15 protein-coding genes and 1 pseudogene are annotated in these 17,465 nt (G+C 71.0%); 7 read left to right on the top strand and 9 right to left on the bottom strand.

Annotation, left to right across the window (positions count from 1 at the left end; all coding sequences use genetic code 11):
- Positions 1-30: 30 nt before the first annotated feature.
- Positions 31-744: an alpha/beta fold hydrolase gene (locus ACFYST_RS11500; protein ID WP_387861490.1), complete on the top strand. Its 714-nt coding sequence runs from the start codon at positions 31-33 to the stop codon at positions 742-744.
- Positions 745-764: 20 nt separating this feature from the next.
- Here the strand turns inward: ACFYST_RS11500 and ACFYST_RS11495 are convergent, their stop codons facing one another.
- Positions 765-1,031: a protealysin inhibitor emfourin gene (locus ACFYST_RS11495; RefSeq protein WP_387643155.1), complete on the bottom strand. Its 267-nt coding sequence runs from the start codon at positions 1,029-1,031 to the stop codon at positions 765-767.
- 336 nt (positions 1,032-1,367) lie between these two features.
- On the opposite strand from ACFYST_RS11495, the gene leuA reads away from it, so the two are divergent.
- The 4 genes from leuA to ACFYST_RS11475 all read left to right on the top strand — a co-directional run bounded on the left by leuA (position 1,368) and on the right by ACFYST_RS11475 (position 5,938).
- Positions 1,368-3,152 carry a 2-isopropylmalate synthase gene (leuA, locus tag ACFYST_RS11490; protein ID WP_387861489.1) on the top strand — a complete coding sequence of 595 codons (1,785 nt, stop codon included), beginning with the start codon at positions 1,368-1,370 and terminating at the stop codon, positions 3,150-3,152.
- Positions 3,153-3,578: 426 nt separating this feature from the next.
- Positions 3,579-4,124, top strand: a complete 546-nt coding sequence (locus tag ACFYST_RS11485) for a TerB family tellurite resistance protein (RefSeq protein ID WP_387861487.1) — start codon at positions 3,579-3,581, stop codon at positions 4,122-4,124.
- A gap of 228 nt (positions 4,125-4,352) precedes the next feature.
- Entirely contained in the window at positions 4,353-5,099 is a 747-nt protein-coding gene (gene recO / locus ACFYST_RS11480; protein ID WP_387643158.1) for a DNA repair protein RecO, read from the top strand.
- A 2-nt stretch (positions 5,100-5,101) separates the two neighbouring features.
- Complete coding sequence (locus ACFYST_RS11475) at positions 5,102-5,938, top strand: isoprenyl transferase (RefSeq protein ID WP_387643159.1); 837 nt, start codon at positions 5,102-5,104, stop codon at positions 5,936-5,938.
- 104 nt (positions 5,939-6,042) lie between these two features.
- Here the strand turns inward: ACFYST_RS11475 and ACFYST_RS11470 are convergent, their stop codons facing one another.
- The 4 genes and pseudogenes from ACFYST_RS11470 to ACFYST_RS11455 all read right to left on the bottom strand — a co-directional run bounded on the left by ACFYST_RS11470 (position 6,043) and on the right by ACFYST_RS11455 (position 9,462).
- Positions 6,043-6,462, bottom strand: a complete 420-nt coding sequence (locus ACFYST_RS11470; RefSeq protein ID WP_387643160.1) for a Fur family transcriptional regulator — start codon at positions 6,460-6,462, stop codon at positions 6,043-6,045.
- Between the two features lie 218 nt (positions 6,463-6,680).
- A pseudogene (locus tag ACFYST_RS11465) lies at positions 6,681-7,544 on the bottom strand (metal ABC transporter permease); the annotation flags it as partial.
- Positions 7,544-8,371: a metal ABC transporter ATP-binding protein gene (locus ACFYST_RS11460; protein ID WP_387643161.1), complete on the bottom strand. Its 828-nt coding sequence runs from the start codon at positions 8,369-8,371 to the stop codon at positions 7,544-7,546. The pseudogene ACFYST_RS11465 and the gene ACFYST_RS11460, both read right to left, overlap by 1 nt.
- A 125-nt stretch (positions 8,372-8,496) precedes the next feature.
- Positions 8,497-9,462 carry a metal ABC transporter substrate-binding protein gene (locus ACFYST_RS11455; RefSeq protein WP_387861485.1) on the bottom strand — a complete coding sequence of 322 codons (966 nt, stop codon included), beginning with the start codon at positions 9,460-9,462 and terminating at the stop codon, positions 8,497-8,499.
- A gap of 320 nt (positions 9,463-9,782) precedes the next feature.
- Here ACFYST_RS11455 and ACFYST_RS11450 point away from each other — a divergent pair, with 320 nt between their 5' ends.
- Positions 9,783-11,165 carry a glycine--tRNA ligase gene (locus tag ACFYST_RS11450; protein ID WP_380483249.1) on the top strand — a complete coding sequence of 461 codons (1,383 nt, stop codon included), beginning with the start codon at positions 9,783-9,785 and terminating at the stop codon, positions 11,163-11,165.
- Positions 11,166-11,356: 191 nt separating this feature from the next.
- Here ACFYST_RS11450 and ACFYST_RS11445 read toward each other — a convergent pair whose 3' ends face one another.
- The 3 genes from ACFYST_RS11445 to ACFYST_RS11435 all read right to left on the bottom strand — a co-directional run bounded on the left by ACFYST_RS11445 (position 11,357) and on the right by ACFYST_RS11435 (position 15,438).
- Complete coding sequence (locus ACFYST_RS11445) at positions 11,357-12,091, bottom strand: hypothetical protein (protein WP_387643163.1); 735 nt, start codon at positions 12,089-12,091, stop codon at positions 11,357-11,359.
- Positions 12,092-13,316: 1,225 nt separating this feature from the next.
- Positions 13,317-13,892 (bottom strand): NADAR family protein, encoded by a 576-nt coding sequence (locus ACFYST_RS11440; RefSeq protein WP_387861483.1) that lies wholly within the window; start codon positions 13,890-13,892, stop codon positions 13,317-13,319.
- A gap of 112 nt (positions 13,893-14,004) precedes the next feature.
- Positions 14,005-15,438, bottom strand: a complete 1,434-nt coding sequence (locus tag ACFYST_RS11435; RefSeq protein ID WP_387861481.1) for an MFS transporter — start codon at positions 15,436-15,438, stop codon at positions 14,005-14,007.
- Between the two features lie 101 nt (positions 15,439-15,539).
- Here ACFYST_RS11435 and ACFYST_RS11430 point away from each other — a divergent pair, with 101 nt between their 5' ends.
- Complete coding sequence (locus ACFYST_RS11430) at positions 15,540-16,391, top strand: helix-turn-helix transcriptional regulator (protein ID WP_387861479.1); 852 nt, start codon at positions 15,540-15,542, stop codon at positions 16,389-16,391.
- 457 nt (positions 16,392-16,848) lie between these two features.
- Here the strand turns inward: ACFYST_RS11430 and ACFYST_RS11425 are convergent, their stop codons facing one another.
- Positions 16,849-17,349: a hypothetical protein gene (locus tag ACFYST_RS11425; protein WP_387861477.1), complete on the bottom strand. Its 501-nt coding sequence runs from the start codon at positions 17,347-17,349 to the stop codon at positions 16,849-16,851.
- Between the last annotated feature and the right edge of the window lie 116 nt (positions 17,350-17,465).

Here is a 17,465-nt window from a genome sequence, read left to right as displayed (position 1 = left end):
ATCGAACAGGCGGACAGGGGCGGGCCGGTCGTGAAACTGCACACCCACGAGTGGGGCGGGGGCGATCGGACCGCCCTGCTGATCCACGGCCTCCAGTCCAACCACCACACCTGGCGGGTGATCGGCCCCGCCCTCGCCGAGCGCGGCTACCGGGTGATCGGCGTGGACCTGCGCGGCCACGGTGCCTCACCGGCCGGTGAGGGCGCCACCCCCGCCGACCGGTACGGCCCCGAGCAGTTCGCCGAGGACCTCGTCGACACGCTGCCCTCCGGGGCCGCGCTGGCCATCGGCCACTCGATGGGCGCGCTCGCGCTGTGGCGCGCCCTGGACCGGCTCAAGCCCGACCGGGCCGTCTACAGCGACCCCGCGTTCGTCTACGACCGGCCCGGGATCGGCCCGGAGCCGTTCGTCGACTTCAAGCGCTTCGGCACCCGGAAGTTCATCACCACCATGCACCCCGACTGGGCCGACGAGGACGTGGACGCCGAGCTGGCCGGCCTCGCCGCCTGGGACAGCGACACCGCGATCGGCCTGTGGGCGCACCCCGAACTCTCCGTGCTGCCGGGGCCCCCGGCCGTCCCCTCGCTGGTCCAACTCGCCGACCCGAGCGTCCTGGTGTCGCCCGAGGAGGCCGCCGAGCTGCGCCGCCGCGGCTTCGAGGTGCGCACCGTCCCGGGCGCCGGGCACTGCATCCACCGGGACGACCCGGCCGGGTTCCTGGCCTCGCTGGACGGCTGGATCTGAGCGGCCCGGGCGGTGGCCCGTCAGGCGCCTTCGCGGAGCACCAGACTGACCAACTCGCGCTGGGAGTCGGACAGTTTGGGGTCGGCGCAGTGCACGGTGCGGCCGTCGACGGTGATCTCGTAGTGGAAGCCGTCGGGCACGCCGTACGCGGGCGCGCGCAGCCCGCCGGCCATCGCCTCGCGGGCCAGCGCGTGCACGTGCGGGGCGTCCGGGCGCTCCTCGGTGTCCATCTCGGCATACCGGAGCAGGCCGGCGAACCCGCCGGTGCGGGTGACCTGGATACGCATGGATGCCAGTGTGCAGGGCGGCGAACGGGTTTGCCGGGGCTTTTGCCAACTTGCCGCACCCGCCCGGCGGCCGGACCGTCTCACTGGTTGGGATCGTGGCGGCGCTCACTGCGGCCGGGTCGCCGCCCGGGTTACAGTGACGGCATCATGCGTATCCGGCTGCTTCTTCTTAGCTGCCGCGGCGAGGGCCTGTAGTCCAGTGAAGGCCGGCCCCCTCGCCGCGGGGAGTCGTGTTGCGCCCAGCGTGATCCGCGGCGGTGCATCCAGTCGGCCGAGTCGGGTGTGTGTCCCCCGACCGCAGACCGCCTTCGACAAGGGAAGCCGAGAGCCCCAGCCATGACCGAACAGTCCTCCGTCGCCCGCGCGTTCGTCGACCGTCCCACCCCGATCACCGCCGCCAGCGTTCAGCAGAAGACCTCGGGGATGCCCTTCCACCGGTACGTACCCTTCGGCACCGTGGACCTGCCGGACCGCACCTGGCCGAGCAAGGTGATCACCCAGGCCCCGCGCTGGCTGTCCACCGACCTGCGCGACGGCAACCAGGCGCTGATCGACCCGATGTCGCCGGCCCGCAAGCGCAAGATGTTCGACCTGCTGGTGCAGCTGGGCTACAAGGAGATCGAGGTCGGCTTCCCGTCCTCCGGCGCCACCGACTTCAACTTCGTCCGCTCGCTGATCGAAGAGAATGCGATCCCCGAGGACGTCACCATCTCGGTGCTGACCCAGGCCCGCGAGGACCTGATCGAGCGGACCGTCGAGTCGCTGAAGGGCGCGCCGCGGGCCACCGTCCACCTGTACAACGCCACCTCGCCGATGTTCCGCCGGGTGGTGTTCAAGGCGAGCAAGGACGAGATCAAGGCCATCGCGACGGACGGCACCCGGCTGGTGATGGAGTACGCCGAGAAGATCCTGGGCGACGAGACCGTCTTCGGCTACGAGTACTCGCCGGAGATCTTCATCGACACCGAGCTGGACTACGCGCTGGAGGTCTGCGAGGCGGTGATGGACGTCTGGCAGCCCGGCGAGGGCCGCGAGATCATCCTGAACCTGCCGACCACCGTCGAGCGGTCCACCCCGAACGTCTACGCCGACAAGATCGAGTGGATGTCGCGCAACCTGTCGCGCCGCGAGTTCGTCTGCGTGTCCGCGCACCCGCACAACGACCGCGGCACCGGCGTCGCCTCCGCCGAACTGGCCATCATGGCCGGCGCCGACCGGGTCGAGGGCTGCCTGTTCGGCCAGGGCGAGCGCACCGGCAACCTGGACCTGGTCAACGTCGGGATGAACCTGTTCTCCCAGGGCGTCGACCCGATGATCGACTTCTCCGACATCGACGAGATCCGCCGCACCGCCGAGTACTGCAACCAGATGCCGGTGCCCGAGCGCCACCCCTACGCCGGTGACCTGGTCTTCACCTCCTTCTCCGGCTCGCACCAGGACGCCATCAAGAAGGGCTTCGACGCTCTGGAGGCCGACGCCGCCGCGGCCGGCGTCCCGGTCGGTGACTACACCTGGGGTGTGCCCTACCTGCCGATCGACCCCAAGGACGTCGGCCGCAGCTACGAGGCGGTCATCCGGGTCAACTCGCAGTCCGGCAAGGGCGGCATCGCCTACGTGCTGAAGAACGACCACAAGCTGGACCTGCCGCGCCGGATGCAGATCGAGTTCTCGAAGATCATCCAGGCCAAGACCGACGCCGAGGGCGGCGAGGTCACCCCCGGCGACATCTGGGCGGTCTTCCAGGACGAATACCTGCCCACCCCCGCCAACCCGTGGGGCCGGATCTCGCTGAGCGGCTCGCGCAGCCTGACCACCGAGGACGGCCGCGACGCGCTGACCACCGAGGCGGTCGTCGACGGCATCCCCGCCACGCTGACCGGCACCGGCAACGGCCCGGTCTCCGCCTTCGTCAACGCGCTGGGCTCGATCGGCATCGACGTACGCGTGCTGGACTACGCCGAGCACGCGCTGAGCGAGGGCGGCGACGCGCAGGCCGCCGCGTACGTCGAGTGCGCCGTGGGCGACAAGGTGCTGTGGGGCGTGGGCATCGACGGCAACACCGTGCTGGCCTCGCTGAAGGCTCTGGTCAGCGCCGTCAACCGGGCCGCGCAGCGCGGCTGACGCGGGACGGCGGGCCGCTCTCCGGCGGCCCGCCTGGCCGGTGTCCGACGTGGCGATCGAGCGGTGCTCGATGTGGCGCTCGGCCGGTGCCCGACGTACCGTCAAGTAACGTGCGGGGCCATGCCTTTGGCGTGTGTCCCCGGTCACAAATTTTCCCCTCGGCACCCGTTCAGGGTGCTGACACGAGCCGGTAACCGTGGCAACATCGACGGACCGGAACCGGGGTCGGTGGGACGGCCGTGGCGTCCGGTCGCGTGACCTGCCCATTGATGTGCAGGCCGCCTGCCATGTCTGGGGAGTGGCGCCGTGACAGGGTTGTGGGGTGTCCGCCCTCGTTGGCGGACGGACGTTCTCGGTGAATTCTTCTGCCCGGGCTGTGGTGGGGACCGCAACTACCGTCGGCAGCACGGCCGGCGGTGGCTGCGGTTGTTCGGCACCCCGGTCCTGCCGCTCGGCGGCGTGGTCCGCAGCGTCCAGTGCACCTCCTGCCGCGGCCGCCACAGCACCGACACGCTGGAGGAGTTGACCTCGGTCCGGCTCGGCGCGATGCTCCGCGACGCCCAGTACACCATCGCCCTGGCCGCGCTCGCCGCCGGCGGCACCGGCAGCCGCAGCGGACGCGAAGCCGCCTGCACCGTCATCAAGGAAGCCGGCTTCGAGGACTGCGGCGAGGCCCAGGTACTGGCCGCGCTCGCCGCGCTCTCCGGACACAGCGGCGGCGAACCCCTCGACGTGGACGTCGAAGGCGGCGGACTGGCCGTCGAACTGCACGCCGCACTCGAACCGCTCGCCCCGCACCTGCTCGTCCAGGGCCGCGAACGCCTGGTCACCCTCGGCGCCATGGTCGCCCTCGCCGACGGCCGCTACCTCCCGCAGGAGCGGGCCGCGCTCGGTGTGGTGGGCCACTGCCTCGACCTCACCGCCGCGCAGGTCGACCGGCTGCTGGAGGCCGCCACCCGCGCCCCGCACTGACGTTTTTCGCCGTTCTTCCCGAGCCGGGCCCGAACTCCCCCCTCCCGGGCCCGCCGTGTCCCGCACCGCACGGGTGAAAGCCCCACCGCCCCGGTGCGGGTTCACGGCTGCGCGCCGCCCGCTGCCGTCGTCCGCCGCTGTTCACGGCTGTTCACGGCTGTTCACAGCTATTCGCCGCTGTTCGCCGCCGCCGGGCTGTCGGTGGGGTACGGGACAATGGGAACCACCATGAGTCTCTTCCGCGACGACGGCATCGTGCTGCGCACCCAGAAGCTCGGCGAGGCCGATCGGATCATCACCTTCCTGACCCGCCAACACGGCAAGGTCCGGGCGGTGGCGCGCGGCGTACGCCGGACCAAGTCGAAGTTCGGCGCGCGCCTCGAGCCGTTCTCGCACGTCGACATCCAGTTCTTCAGCCGCGGTAGCGACCTGGTCGGCCGCACCCTGCCGCTGTGCACCCAGGTGGAGACGCTCGCCCCCTACGGCGCCCGGATCGTCGACGACTACACCCGCTACACCGCCGGCACCGCGATGCTGGAGACCGCCGAACGCTTCGCCGAGAACGAGGGCCAACCCGCCGTCCAGCAGTACCTGCTGCTGGTCGGCGGCCTGCGCACACTGGCCGGCGGCACCCACCAGTCGCACCTGGTGCTGGACGCCTTCCTGCTGCGCTCGCTCGCCGTCAACGGCTACGGGGCGAGCTTCACCGACTGCGCCCGCTGCGGACTCCCCGGCCCCAACCGGTTCTTCTCCCTCCAGGCCGGCGGAGTGCTGTGCGGCGACTGCCGGGTACCCGGAAGTGCCGTACCCTCCCCTGAGACACTGGTACTGCTCGGCGCGCTGCTGTCCGGGGACTGGCAGACCGCCGACGCCTGCGAGCCGCGGTACTGGCGCGAGGGCAGCGGGCTGGTGGCCGCCTACCTGCAGTGGCACCTGGAGCGGGGCATCCGCTCGATGAGATACGTGGAGAAGTGAACATGGTCGCGCGACGCCTGTTCGGCAGCAAGCAGCGGACGTACGAAGTCCCGGCCCCGCACCCCAGCGGCGCCAAGCCGCCGAAGATCCCGGCCGAGCTGGTCCCCAACCACGTTGCCTGCGTCATGGACGGCAACGGCCGCTGGGCCAAGGAGCGCGGCCTGCCCCGCACCGAGGGCCACAAGGTCGGCGAGGGCGTCGTCCTCGACGTGCTGCGCGGCTGCCTGGAGATCGGCGTCAAGAACCTCTCGCTGTACGCCTTCTCCACCGAGAACTGGAAGCGCTCCCCGGACGAGGTGAAGTTCCTGATGAACTTCAACCGGGACGTGATCCGCCGCCGCCGCGACGAGATGGACGCCATGGGCATCCGGATCCGCTGGGTCGGCCGGATGCCGAAGATGTGGAAGAGCGTCGTCCAGGAACTCCAGGTCGCCCAGGAGCAGACCAAGAACAACGACGCCATGACGCTGTACTTCTGCGTCAACTACGGCGGCCGGGCCGAGATCGCCGACGCCGCCCTCGCCATCGCCCGCGACGTGGCCGCCGGGAAGCTCAACCCGGAGAAGGTCAACGAGAAACTGTTCGCGAAGTACCTGTACTACCCCGACATGCCGGACGTGGACCTGTTCCTGCGCCCCAGCGGCGAGCAGCGCACCTCCAACTTCCTGGCCTGGCAGTCCGCGTACGCCGAGCTGGTGTTCCAGGACGTGCTCTGGCCCGACTTCGACCGCCGCGACCTGTGGCGCGCCTGCGAGCAGTACGCCCGCCGCGACCGCCGCTTCGGCGGGGCCATCCCCAACGACCCCGCCGGCGGGGCCGAGGTGCCGCCGCAGCGGTGACGCGAGGTTGACGCTGACGCCGAGGCCCGGATCGGACGGTTCCGATCCGGGCCTCGTGCGTGCGGCGGGCCTGGTGGCCCGAAGTGCTGCTGGGGGAGCTGCTGTTACGGGAGTTGCTGCTTCGCGGCGCATTCGCCGCAGGTGCCGAAGATCTCCAGGGTGTGCGCGATGTCGCTGAACCCGTGCTCGGCGGCGACCGAGTTGGCCCAGCGCTCGACCGCCGGACCCTCGACCTCGACGGTCGCCCCGCAGTGCCGGCACACCAGGTGGTGGTGGTGCCCGCTGCTGCACCGGCGGTAGACGGCCTCGCCCTCGGCGGTGCGCAGCACGTCCACCTCACCGGCCTCGGCGAGGGACTGGAGCGTCCGGTAGACGGTGGTCAGACCCACCGAGTCGCCCCGGTGCTTGAGCATGTCGTGCAGTTCCTGCGCGCTGCGGAAATCCTCGACCTCGTCCAGGACCGCTGAGACGGCGGTGCGCTGCCGAGTCGATCGCGCGCGCGGCGACGGGCCTGCGGTGGTCACCGGGGTCCTCCTGCTGATCGGCTGGGTTTCGCACATCATTGTGCCAGCCCCCGACTTGACAGCGTCTCCCCCGACAGCGGGGCCTTCGGCAGCGGGGCTTCCGCCGCGTCGTCCCCGTTCGGGCCCTGGGCCTGCGGGCTCAGCCCGTTCAGGTCCTGGGCGTTCGGGTCCAGCCCGTTCAGGTCCTGGGCGTTCGGGTCCTGGCCGTTCAGGTTTTGGCCGGGCAGGACGACGTCGCAGACCGCCGGGCCGTGTTCGGTGGCGGCCCGGTGGCGGCGCTTGGCCAACGGCGCGGCGATCGCGCTGAACAGGGCGAAGGCCAGGATCGCCAGGATCACGATGGTGGGGCCGGACGGCAGGTCGGCCTGGTACGAGGTACCGACGCCGAGCAGGGCCGTCACCACGCCGACGCTCACCGCGGCGGCCTGGGTGGCCGCGAAGGAGCGGGTCAGCTGCTGGGCCGCCGCGACCGGGACCACCATCAGCGCGCTGACCAGCAGCAGGCCGACCACCCGCATGGCGACCGTCACGGTGACCGCGGCCATCACTGCCAGCAGCAGGTTGAGCACCCGCACCGGCAGGCCGGTGACCCGGGCGAACTCCTCGTCCTGGCAGACCGCGAACAGCTGACGGCGCAGACCGGCGGTGACCGCGACGACGACCGCCGCCAGCCCGCCGATCACCGCCAGGTCGCCGGGGGAGACGGTGAGGATCGAGCCCCACAGGTAGCTCTCCAGGCTGCCGGAACCGGCCTGGCTGCTCATCGAGACCAGCAGCTTGCCGCCGGCCATGCCGCCGTAGAACAGCATCGCCAGCGCGATGTCGCCGCGCTGGTTGCCGCGCGCGCGGACCAGTTCCATCACGATCGCGCCGAGGACGCAGACCAGCACGGCCATCCAGATCGGGTTGGCCTGGAACAGGAAGCCGAGACCGACACCGGTCAGCGCGACGTGTCCGATGCCGTCGCCCATCAGCGCCTGGCGCCGCTGCACCAGGTAGATGCCGACCGAGGGGGCGGTGATGCCGACCAGCACGGCGGCGAGGAACGCCCGCTGCATGAAGTCGGGTTGGAACATCTCGATCATGCCAGCAGCCCCTGGGTGGTGCGGTGGTGGTGGTCGTCGGCGTGCGGGTGGACGTGGTCGTGGCCGGGCAGGGCGTGCTGGCCGACGCCGCGGGGCGGCGGCCCGTCGTGCGCGACGCAGCCGTCGCGCAGCACCACGGCCCGATCGATCAGCGGCTCCAGCGGCCCGAGTTCGTGCAGCACCAGGAGCACCGCGCAGCCGCGTTCCACCTCGCTGCGCAGGATGTCGGCGAGCACCTGCTGGCTGTCCACGTCGACGCCGGCCATCGGCTCGTCCATGATCAGCAGGTCGGGCAGGCCGACCAGGGCGCGGGCGATCAGCACCCGCTGGTGCTGCCCGCCGGACAGGTTGGTCACCCCGTCACCGGCCCGGTCCAGCATGCCGACGGAGGTCAGCGCCCGGTCCACTGCGGCGCGGTCCTTGCGGCGGAACGGCAGCAGCCCGTGCTGCGGCAGCCGCCCGGTGGAGACCACCTCGCGCACCGTGGCCGGAACGCCGCCGGCCGCGGTGGTGCGCTGCGGCACGTACCCGATCCGGTGCCAGGCCCGGAACTTGCGCAGCGGCCGCCCGAACAGCTCCAGGCTGCCCTGCTCCAGCGGCACCGACCCGATGACGCTCTTCACGGTGGTGGACTTGCCGGACCCGTTCGCGCCCAGTAGTGCCACCACCTCGCCCGGCCGGACGGTGAGATCGACACCGCGCAGCACCGGCCGCCCACCGACAGTGGCGACCGCGCCCCGGAGGCTGACGACCGCCGGCCCGGAGTCCTCACCGGAGGACGGCCGCAGCCGGTCGGAGTCTGCCGTGGAGATGACAGTACTCATGGTGTTCCTCGCTCGGCTCGCGCCGGTTGGTTCGGGTCGGGTGGGTGGTTTGGGTGGGTGGATCCGGTCGGGTGGGTGGATCCGGTCGGCCTGAGTGGTCGGGCCCGGTGGTCGGGGCGGGCTGATCAGCTCGCGCCGAGGGCGGCCTTCAGGTTGTCGAGGTTCTGCCGCATGACGGAGAAGTAGTCGTTCGTGGCCTGATCCTTGACCCCCTCCAGGGGGTCGAGCACGGCGGTCTTCAGCCCGAGGTCGGAGGCCACGGTGTTGGCCAGCTTGGGACTGACCAGGGCCTCGAAGAACACGGTGGTCGCGCCGTTGTCCTTTGCGGCACGCTGGATCGCGGCCAGCCGGGACGGGGTGGGCTCGGCCTCCGGGTCGACGCCGTTGATCGCCACCTGGTTCAGGCCGTAGTGGTCGGCGAGGTAGCCGAACGCGGCGTGGCTGGTGATGAAGGTCTTGGTCTTGACGTTCTGCAGACCGTCCCGGAACTCCTGGTCCAGGGTGGCCAGTTGGGCGACCAGAGTGTCGGTGTTGCGCTGGTACTCGGCGGCGTTCGCCGGGTCGACCTCGGCGAGTTCGGCGCCGACGCTCTTCGCGACCGCCGCGTACCGGGTCGGGTCCAGCCAGATGTGCGGGTCGCCGGCGGCATCGGTGTGCTCGTGGTCGTGCTCGGCGCCGTGGCCGTCGGGCTCGGTGGTGCCCTCGTCCAGGTGGTGGTCCACCAGGGGGGAGGCGGCGGTGGCGTCCACCACGTGCTTGGGGTGGGTCTGCGCCACCGCCTTGTCCACGGTCGGCTGCAGGCCCTTGAGGTAGATCATCGTGTCGGCCCGCTGCACTGCCGCGACCTGCTTGGCCGTGAGCTCCAGGTCGTGCGGCTCGACGCCGGCGGCGGTCAGGTCGGTGACCTTGACGTGCTCGCCGCCGATCTGCCGGGCCAGGAATTCCATCGGGTAGAAGGACGCCACCACGTTCAGCTTTCCGCCGTCCTTGCCGGCCGCGCTGCTGGTGCCACCGCAGGCGGAGAGCAGGAGCGCGCCGACCGTGGCCGTGGCGGCGAAGGCTATCGAGGTCGACAGGTGGCGAATCTTCATGACAACCATTCTCATCTTATGTGGAAATGATTGTCAACTTGCTTTCGGGGGGATCGGGGTCACACTGCGGCCCCGGCGACCTCCCGCGAGCGGGTGTCGGCAGCCCCGCGCGCCGCTGTCCGCCGGCCGTGCGCCGGGCGTCGGGCCGGGCGCCAACACGCCGGGACGTGTACGGCCGTTCACTCCGGCAGGGCCGCCCGGCCGCCCGTCCTTGCCACTATCGAGTTGAATCCCGCCCCTGCATCCCCGGTACTCTGAGTTTCTTCGGGCGCGCGCAACCAGCCGTGCCCTGACCGCGCCGTCGTACTGAAGAGAGCACTGTGGCCGCCGACAAGATCGACACGATCGTCAGCCTGAGCAAGCGCCGTGGCTTCGTCTACCCCTGCAGCGAGATCTACGGCGGTACTCGCGCCGCCTGGGACTACGGTCCGCTGGGAGTCGAGCTGAAGGAGAACATCAAGCGCCAGTGGTGGCGTGCGATGGTCACCGCTCGGGAGGACGTCGTCGGTATCGACTCCTCGGTGATCCTCGCCCGCGAGGTCTGGGAGGCCTCCGGCCACGTCGCGACCTTCAACGACCCGCTGACCGAGTGCCTCTCCTGCCACAAGCGCTTCCGCGCCGACCACCTGGAAGAGGCTTACGAGGCCAAGCACAAGAAGCTCCCGGCTAACGGCCTCGCCGACATCAACTGCCCGAACTGTGGCAACAAGGGCGCCTTCACGGAGCCCAAGGAGTTCTCGGGCATGCTGAAGACGCACCTCGGTGTCACCGAGGACGCGTCCGGCCTGGCCTACCTCCGCCCGGAGACCGCGCAGGGCATCTTCACCAACTTCCGCGCCGTGCAGACCACTTCGCGCAAGAAGCCGCCGTTCGGCATCGCCCAGGTCGGCAAGAGCTTCCGCAACGAGATCACGCCCGGCAACTTCATCTTCCGCACCCGCGAGTTCGAGCAGATGGAGATGGAGTTCTTCGTCAAGCCCGGCGAGGACGAGACCTGGCACGAGTACTGGCTCGAGCAGCGCTGGAACTGGTACGTGGACCTCGGCCTGCGCACCGAGAACATGCGCTTCTTCGAGCACCCCAAGGAGAAGCTGTCCCACTACGCCAAGCGCACGGTGGACATCGAGTACCGCTTCAACTTCGGTGGCAGCGAGTTCTCCGAGCTCGAGGGCGTCGCCAACCGCACCGACTACGACCTGACGGTGCACAGCGAGGCCTCCGGCCAGGACCTGAAGTACTTCGACCAGGACGCGAACGAGCGGTACTACCCGTACGTCATCGAGCCCGCCGCCGGCCTCAACCGCGCCATGCTGGCCTTCCTGATCGACGCCTACTTCGAGGACGAGGCGCCGAACGCCAAGGGCGTCATGGAGAAGCGCGTCGGCATGCGGCTCGACCCGCGCCTGGCCCCGGTCAAGGTCGCGGTGCTCCCGCTGTCCCGCAACGCCGACCTCTCCCCGAAGGCCCGCGGCCTGGCCGCCGACCTGCGCTCCGCCTGGAACGTCGAGTTCGACGACGCCGGTGCGATCGGCAAGCGCTACCGTCGCCAGGACGAGATCGGCACGCCGTTCTGCGTCACCGTCGACTTCGACACCCTCGAGGACAACGCGGTGACCGTCCGCGAGCGTGACACCATGGCGCAGGAGCGAGTGTCGCTCGACCAGGTGAAGTCCTACCTGGGCGCCCGCCTGATCGGCTGCTGACGCCGCAACACCCGGTGAAGCCCCACTGGCTGAGTCTCACCGGCTGAGCATCAACCCCGGCTCCCGGCCCGCGAATTCGAGTTCGCAGGCCGGGAGCCGCGGTTTTGCGGCGGGCGGTGGTTCTGCTGGCGGCGTTCGGGTTCGGTGTTCGGGTTCGGTGTTTGCCTGCGCGCGGCCGGCCCGCAGGGGAGTCAGCGGCGCTGCCGGGACCGGGACCGGGGGCGTGGTGTCAGCTCGGTCGGCAGTCCGCCGGTGCGCAGCGCCGTGAACACGCTGCGGGCCCGGCTCTCCTCCAGGTCGTCGGCGGCGAACAGCAGGGTGTCGTACAGCTCGCTCGACCCCTGGATCGCGGCACCGAACCGGCTGATGTCGCTCGCGGATCGGATCCGTGCCAGTTCGCCGATCAGCTCCGCGGCGGTCTCCTCGCTCAACGCGCCCACGATCGCAGCGACTTCGTTGATCGGCCGCCCGGCGGCCTGCCGCAGCAGGTGGCGTACGTCGGCGGTCCGTCCGGCGGCCTTCAAGTGCTGCGCCAGCTCGGCGAGTTCCTCGGCCGGTGCGGAGGCGCGTTCCCACAGCAGGGTCTGGCCGTCGGCCGACTGGCCGGACTGCTCCAGGGCGGCCAGCAGCGCCGGCAGGGCCGCCGAACTCGCCGACCACAGGGTGTGGAAGAGGTCGGCCGCCTCGTTGATCATCCCGTCGCGGCGCAGCACCGCGAGGGTGGCCGCCGCGTGCTCCGGTGCCCCGGTGGAGGCCGAGCGGGCCAGGTAGGTGGAGGAGCCCGCCGGACCGTTCTGCTGCAGCATCGCGGCCAGCCGGGCCACGTCCTCCGGTGTGATCATCACGGCCACCTGGCGCACGATGGCCGCCGACTCGTGTGTCGCGCCCTGCTGGTGCAGCCCGCTGATGCGCTGCACCAGGGCCACCAGCTCCACCGTCGTCCGCGCCCGTATCTGGCCGGGCGCCTGCGTGGCGTCCTCGACACCGTGGGCCCCGCCCCGGTGCGGCGTGGCGGGGCCGCGCCCCGAAGCGGCCGAGCGGAAGCGCTCGCCGTTGGGGCCGCCGACCTGCGGGGTTTGCGGGGCTTGCCGGGCCTGCTGGGCTTGTGCGGTCGGGGCTGATGCCCTGTCGGCTGGGGCGGTGCCCGGTGCGGCAGTGCCGGGCCGGGTGTTCCAGGCGCTGGTTGTGCCCTGGTGCGGACCAGGGCGTTCTGTGCTGGGGCGTTCCGCGTGGGGGAGCCCTGGGCCGGGGCGCCCTGCACTGGTGGGCCGGGGGCCGTCGGCGGCCTGGCCCGGTATGCCTGTCCTGGCCCAGGAGGCCTGTCCCGGTGCGGTTTCGGGACGGCCGGCGCCGGAGCGGGTGCGGATCGGCAAGGGGCCGGCGGTCGAATCGGTGGGCGCCTGGCCCGGTCGTCCTGCGGGCGTGCTGCGGCCCGGGGGAGTGCCGTGTCCGATGGGCGTTCCGTGCTGGCTCGCGTCGAAGCCGGACGTGGGCGAACGCGGCCGCTGCGGGGGGATCGGGGCGGCGTCCCAGCCGACCGGGGGTTCCGTGCGGGCTGTCCCTGCGAAGCCCGCCGGGGCGTGGCCCTGGTGGCGGGGCGGCTCGGCGGCCGAGCGGCCGGGCAGCAGACGGTCTTCGGCGGCCAGCAGTCGGTCGCTCAGTTCGAGGCAGCGTGCGCCGAGGCCTTCGCGCAGGTTCTGGGCCTGGGCGAGTTGCCGGAGCAGTTCGGGGTTGGGCTGTCGGGTCGGGCGGCCGGATCCTGGGGCGTGGTCGGCCCGAAGTTCTTCGCTGAGTCGGCGCTCGCGTTGTGCGGCGAACTGCCGGGCCCGGAGCAGTTCGTCCAACTCCGCTCTGAGTGTTTGGACATCGGCCGACTCCGGCCCCCGATCGCGTACGGTCATCGCGCCCCGCCCTGGTTTCTCCACGGGGTCCCCCGATTGGCCCCCGACACTACGACTGGTGGCCATCCTGGTGCTGCCATACGGCGGCCACGTTACGGGAGTAAGTCATAACGTTTTCGAGACGGAAATGCGAGTGGCGACGCGGCGGGAGATCGACGGGTTTTTCGAGCGCGGGCCAATTCCCGTCCGACTCGCCCTACTTGTGAGGGTACGGGGTGTTCGTTCCCGGTGGATGCGCGCTGATGGAGCGTCAATCTGCCAGTTGGGCCCGCGCTTCCATCAGCGCGAAGCCGAGCAGGTTCAGCCCGCGCCACCGCGTCGGCGAGTTCGCCAATTCGTTGTCGGCTGCCAGGCCGATGCCCCAGACCCGGTCGAGCGGGCTGGCCTCCACCAGGACGCGCTTCCCGGTGCGGAGCAAATAGTCGCGAAGCCGTTCGTCCTGCCCGAACTTGGCGACGTTGCCCGCCACTACCAGTTCGAAGCGGTGCGCCACCCAGGTGTCCTGGTCGAAGTCTTTGACCAGGCGGCCCAACTTCTTTGCCTCGGCGGGCGTTCGGGCCCGGAGGATGCGCGGGACGATCTCCTCGTCGCCGAACAGTCGCGCCTTGCCGGCCATCATCCAGTGCTCCGCGGTGGCGTACTCGACCCCGTCGACGGTGAACGGCGATGGCCACCACTGGCTGAGCGAGCCGGACCCGATCCGCCCGTCCCGTTCGGGCCGGTGGCCCCAGAAGTGCAGGTACTTGGGGCTGCTCCCGGACGCGATTGCGGCCACCAGCTGCTCGCGGGAGCGGGTGTCGCTCGGAAGGATGGTCGGATTCGTCATGACGCCATCCTGGCAGTGTCCCTGGAGGCCGGGCCCGTCATTTTCCGCAGGCCGCGGCCTCCTTCGTTGCGGAGCTGTGTTTGCTCCGGCCCTGGTCGGCGGGGTGTGGCCGTCATCCGACCGAGCGCGGCAGCCGGATGCTCAACCAGCAGATGATCAGGGAACCGAGCGCCTGGATGCCGAGCACCAGAGCCAGCGCGTTCGCCATTCCCAGGGTGGGGACGAGCCCGATGAAGAGGGTGCCGAGCGTGGCCACTCCCAGGGCCAGGCTGGACTGTTGGGTGGTCGCCAGCACGCCGCTGCCGACCCCCGCGCGTTCGGCGGGAACCCGGGAGAGCACCACCCGGAACAGGGGCATGCCCACCAGCCCCTGTCCGATGCCGGCGAGCGCGACGCCGGGAAGCATCCGGAGCAGGGAGAAGTGCGACCAGTCGCCCAGTGCGGTGGCGATCAAAGTGATCAGGCCGGCTCCCTGGACCACTGCGCCGGCCGTGATGACCCGGCTGCCGAAGAGGCCGACCAGCCGCGGCCCGGCCAGTGAGGCGCCGAAGTAACCGACCGCCATAGGCACCAGGGCCCAACCTGCGGCGACCGGCCCCTGGTGCAGCCCGTTCTGCAGCAGCAGGGCGATCACGAACATGAATCCGCCGAATCCGGTGAAGTAGGGCACCGCCACGCCGAGGCCGCGCCGCATCTCGGGAATCCGCAGGAGCGAGAGCGGGACGAGGGGGACTCGCCCTTCCCGCTCGGCCCGTCGTTCCACCGCCACGAACGCCGCCGCGAGGGCGGGAAATGCTGCCAGGGACACCCAGGTCCAGAGCGGCCAGTCGACCGCCCGGCCCTCCATCAGGGGAACGAACAGGGCCAGCAGTGTCGCCGTGAGCAGCAGGGTGCCGGGCAGGTCCACGCCCGCGGCCCGCTCCGCCCGGCTCTCCGGGACATGACGTGCTGCCAGGACTGCGGTAAGCAGCGCGAAGGGGACGTTCAGCAGGAAGACGGCGCGCCAGCCGGTGCCGAAGAGGTCCGCCGAGACCAGGAGTCCACCGAGTACCTGGCCGATCACCACCGAGATGCCGCCGACGGCTCCGTAGATGCCGAGGGCTCGGGCGCGCTGCTGACCGCTGGTGCTGGCGGTGATGGTGGCGAGGACCTGGGGGAGCAGCAGAGCGGCGGAGGCTCCCTGGGCGACCCGGGCGGCGACCAGGGTCCAGGCGGTGGGGGCGGCACCGCAGGCGAGTGAGGTGAGGGTGAAGGCGACGGCTCCGGCGATGAACAGCCGCCGTCGGCCGAAGGCATCGCCCAGCCGCCCACCCAGGACGAGCAGGACGGCGAAGGCGATGCCGTAGCCCGCCGCCACGAGTTCCAGGATGGCGGGCCCGGCGACCAGATCGTGGTCGATGGTCGGCAGTGCGACATTCACTATGAAGAAGTCAAGCATCGGAAGGAAGGCGCCCAGAAGGACGGTGATCAGGCCGGCGGCACCCAGCTCGGGATCCGCGGGCCGGACCGGCGACGAGATCTGCGGTAGCACTGTCTGCTGAGTCACGGGTACTACGATGAGGCTCCTCTCAGCCTGGTACCAGGCGGTCTTTATCCAGGTATAAGGAGTACCTGGCAACAGGATCTGCGGTGGTACACCCTGGTGCTATGGCTACCTCCACGGACCTTCACACCCCCGCCGACGATCGGCGGCGCGAACTGGCCACGTTCTTGCGCAGCCGCCGGGAGCGCATCTCGCCCGAACAGGTCGGCCTGCCTGCCGTCGGACGCCGCCGTACCCCGGGGCTGCGCCGCGAGGAGGTCGCCGGCCTCGCCGCGGTCGGAATCACCTGGTACACGTGGCTGGAGCAGGGACGGGGCATCCAGGTCTCGGCCCAAGTCCTGGACGCGGTGGCCCGGGCCCTGCTGCTCGATCGCAACGAGCGGTCGCACCTGTTCACGCTGGCCGGTTCCGAGGACCCGGCGCCGGTGAAGGAGTGCCCCACCGTCTCCCCGGCGATCGCGGCCATGGTGGACCAACTCGACCCGTTTCCGGCCGTGGTGATCAGCAGCCGGTTCGACATCCTTGCGTACAACCGGGCATACACCTGGCTGGCCGGGGACTTGGACACGATCCCCGAAGAGGACCGCAACGTCATGTGGATGATCTTCACTGACACTCCAATCGCGAGGAACCTGGCGGACCTGGCGGCCGCCAGAGCAGGGGTGGTGGCGCGCTTCCGGACCGTGATGGCCGACCATGCGGCGGAACCCGGGTGGAAGGCGTTGGTCGCCCGGCTGCGCAAGGCCTCTCCGGACTTCGAGGAGGCTTGGGAAAGGCACGAGGTGTCGGGGATGGTCAACGGGTTCAAACAGTTCGTGCTGCCCGAAGTCGGCCTGCTGCGCTTCGAGTACACGAACATGTGGCTGGGCCCCAGGAGCGGCACCCGACTGGTCGGATACGTGCCCCACGACCGGGAGACCCTGGACCGGCTCCACCAACTGGCCGGCGCCGCCTGACCGCTGACCGGGCGCCGACGCGCGGACGGCGATCCGGCCGGACCAGGGCCGGATCGTCCGAGCACTATCGACCAGCACAGGGCGGCGAGCGGAAGCTCCGCGCAGAGGGCCATCAGCAGGGCCACCACCAGCTCGGGCCCGCGCGCCGCCGTCGCCACGTCGCACCCGGCATCGACGACCAGCAGCACGGCAGCCAGCCCGGCCGTCCAGCGCGGACTCCTGCCCTGCCGCAGCAGCACGGCACTTGCCGACAGCGCAGCGGACTCGACCACATCGAGCACGGCCCAGGTCGTCCCGCCGGGCAGCGTGGCTAGCAGCGCCGCCCAGGGCAGCAGGACCAGCCCGCAGCCCAGGAACTGCAACTCCACCGGCACCGGCCCGACCCGCAGGCCCACCCGCCCGGACCGGACCGGACGCACCCCGCCGCCCACCCGGACGAGGGGCGAAGCGAGCACACTCATGCCGCCCTCCCCGACTCCGGGTGCTCCGTGCAGCCCGACGACCAGCACACCTGCGCCCAGCGGAACTCCCCGGCCACCGAGGCGAACCAGAAGCTGCCCGCCGTCCGCACCGCATCGGCCGGCACTGTGCGGCGGCGCAGTCCGCCCGGGCGGAACAGCACCGGCCGAGGTGCGGTGCCTGGTGGCCACCGGCCCCACGCGCAGGAGACCGGCCCTTCTCCCGGCCCACCGGCCCGGCCGCGCCGCGCACCGCGCAACCGGGTATCAGCTAGCGAGGACTCGACCACCACATCGAGCAACTCGCCGTACTCGTACACCTCCATGGCCGGGCGGCGGCCGGCGCGCAGGCGCACCGACCAAGGGCCGACCGAGGCGAGCAGGCCCACCATGCCCACGCCGTCGAGGAGTTCGGACCCGGCCATCGGGAACTCCAGGGCGGCGCCAGGGGTGGCAACGAGCGGGCTGCGGCCACAACGCATCAGGTTCGTATTCGTCATGCCGTCAAGAATCGTCAGTGGCAAGGATCTTGTCGGTAGCGCGCGGCTCCGTCTTTGGGGTGTAGCCAGCTACACCCCAAAGACGGAGGCCCACGCCATGGAAGCCGAGATCGGCG

This window comes from Kitasatospora sp. NPDC004614 (assembly GCF_042873675.1).
Lineage (GTDB): Bacteria > Actinomycetota > Actinomycetes > Streptomycetales > Streptomycetaceae > Kitasatospora.
Note: the sequence above shows the minus strand (reverse complement) of the source record. Positions and strands in the feature narration are given on the sequence as shown.

Coding starts and splice junctions, on each gene's coding strand:
- ACFYST_RS11495 (WP_387643155.1), bottom strand. CDS start 1,031: ATGCGTATCCAGGTCACCCGCACCGGCGGGTTCGCCGGCCTGCTCCGG.
- leuA (WP_387861489.1), top strand. CDS start 1,368: ATGACCGAACAGTCCTCCGTCGCCCGCGCGTTCGTCGACCGTCCCACC.
- recO (WP_387643158.1), top strand. CDS start 4,353: ATGAGTCTCTTCCGCGACGACGGCATCGTGCTGCGCACCCAGAAGCTC.
- ACFYST_RS11475 (WP_387643159.1), top strand. CDS start 5,102: ATGGTCGCGCGACGCCTGTTCGGCAGCAAGCAGCGGACGTACGAAGTC.
- ACFYST_RS11460 (WP_387643161.1), bottom strand. CDS start 8,371: ATGAGTACTGTCATCTCCACGGCAGACTCCGACCGGCTGCGGCCGTCC.
- ACFYST_RS11455 (WP_387861485.1), bottom strand. CDS start 9,462: ATGAAGATTCGCCACCTGTCGACCTCGATAGCCTTCGCCGCCACGGCC.
- ACFYST_RS11440 (WP_387861483.1), bottom strand. CDS start 13,892: ATGACGAATCCGACCATCCTTCCGAGCGACACCCGCTCCCGCGAGCAG.
- ACFYST_RS11430 (WP_387861479.1), top strand. CDS start 15,540: ATGGCTACCTCCACGGACCTTCACACCCCCGCCGACGATCGGCGGCGC.
- ACFYST_RS11425 (WP_387861477.1), bottom strand. CDS start 17,349: ATGACGAATACGAACCTGATGCGTTGTGGCCGCAGCCCGCTCGTTGCC.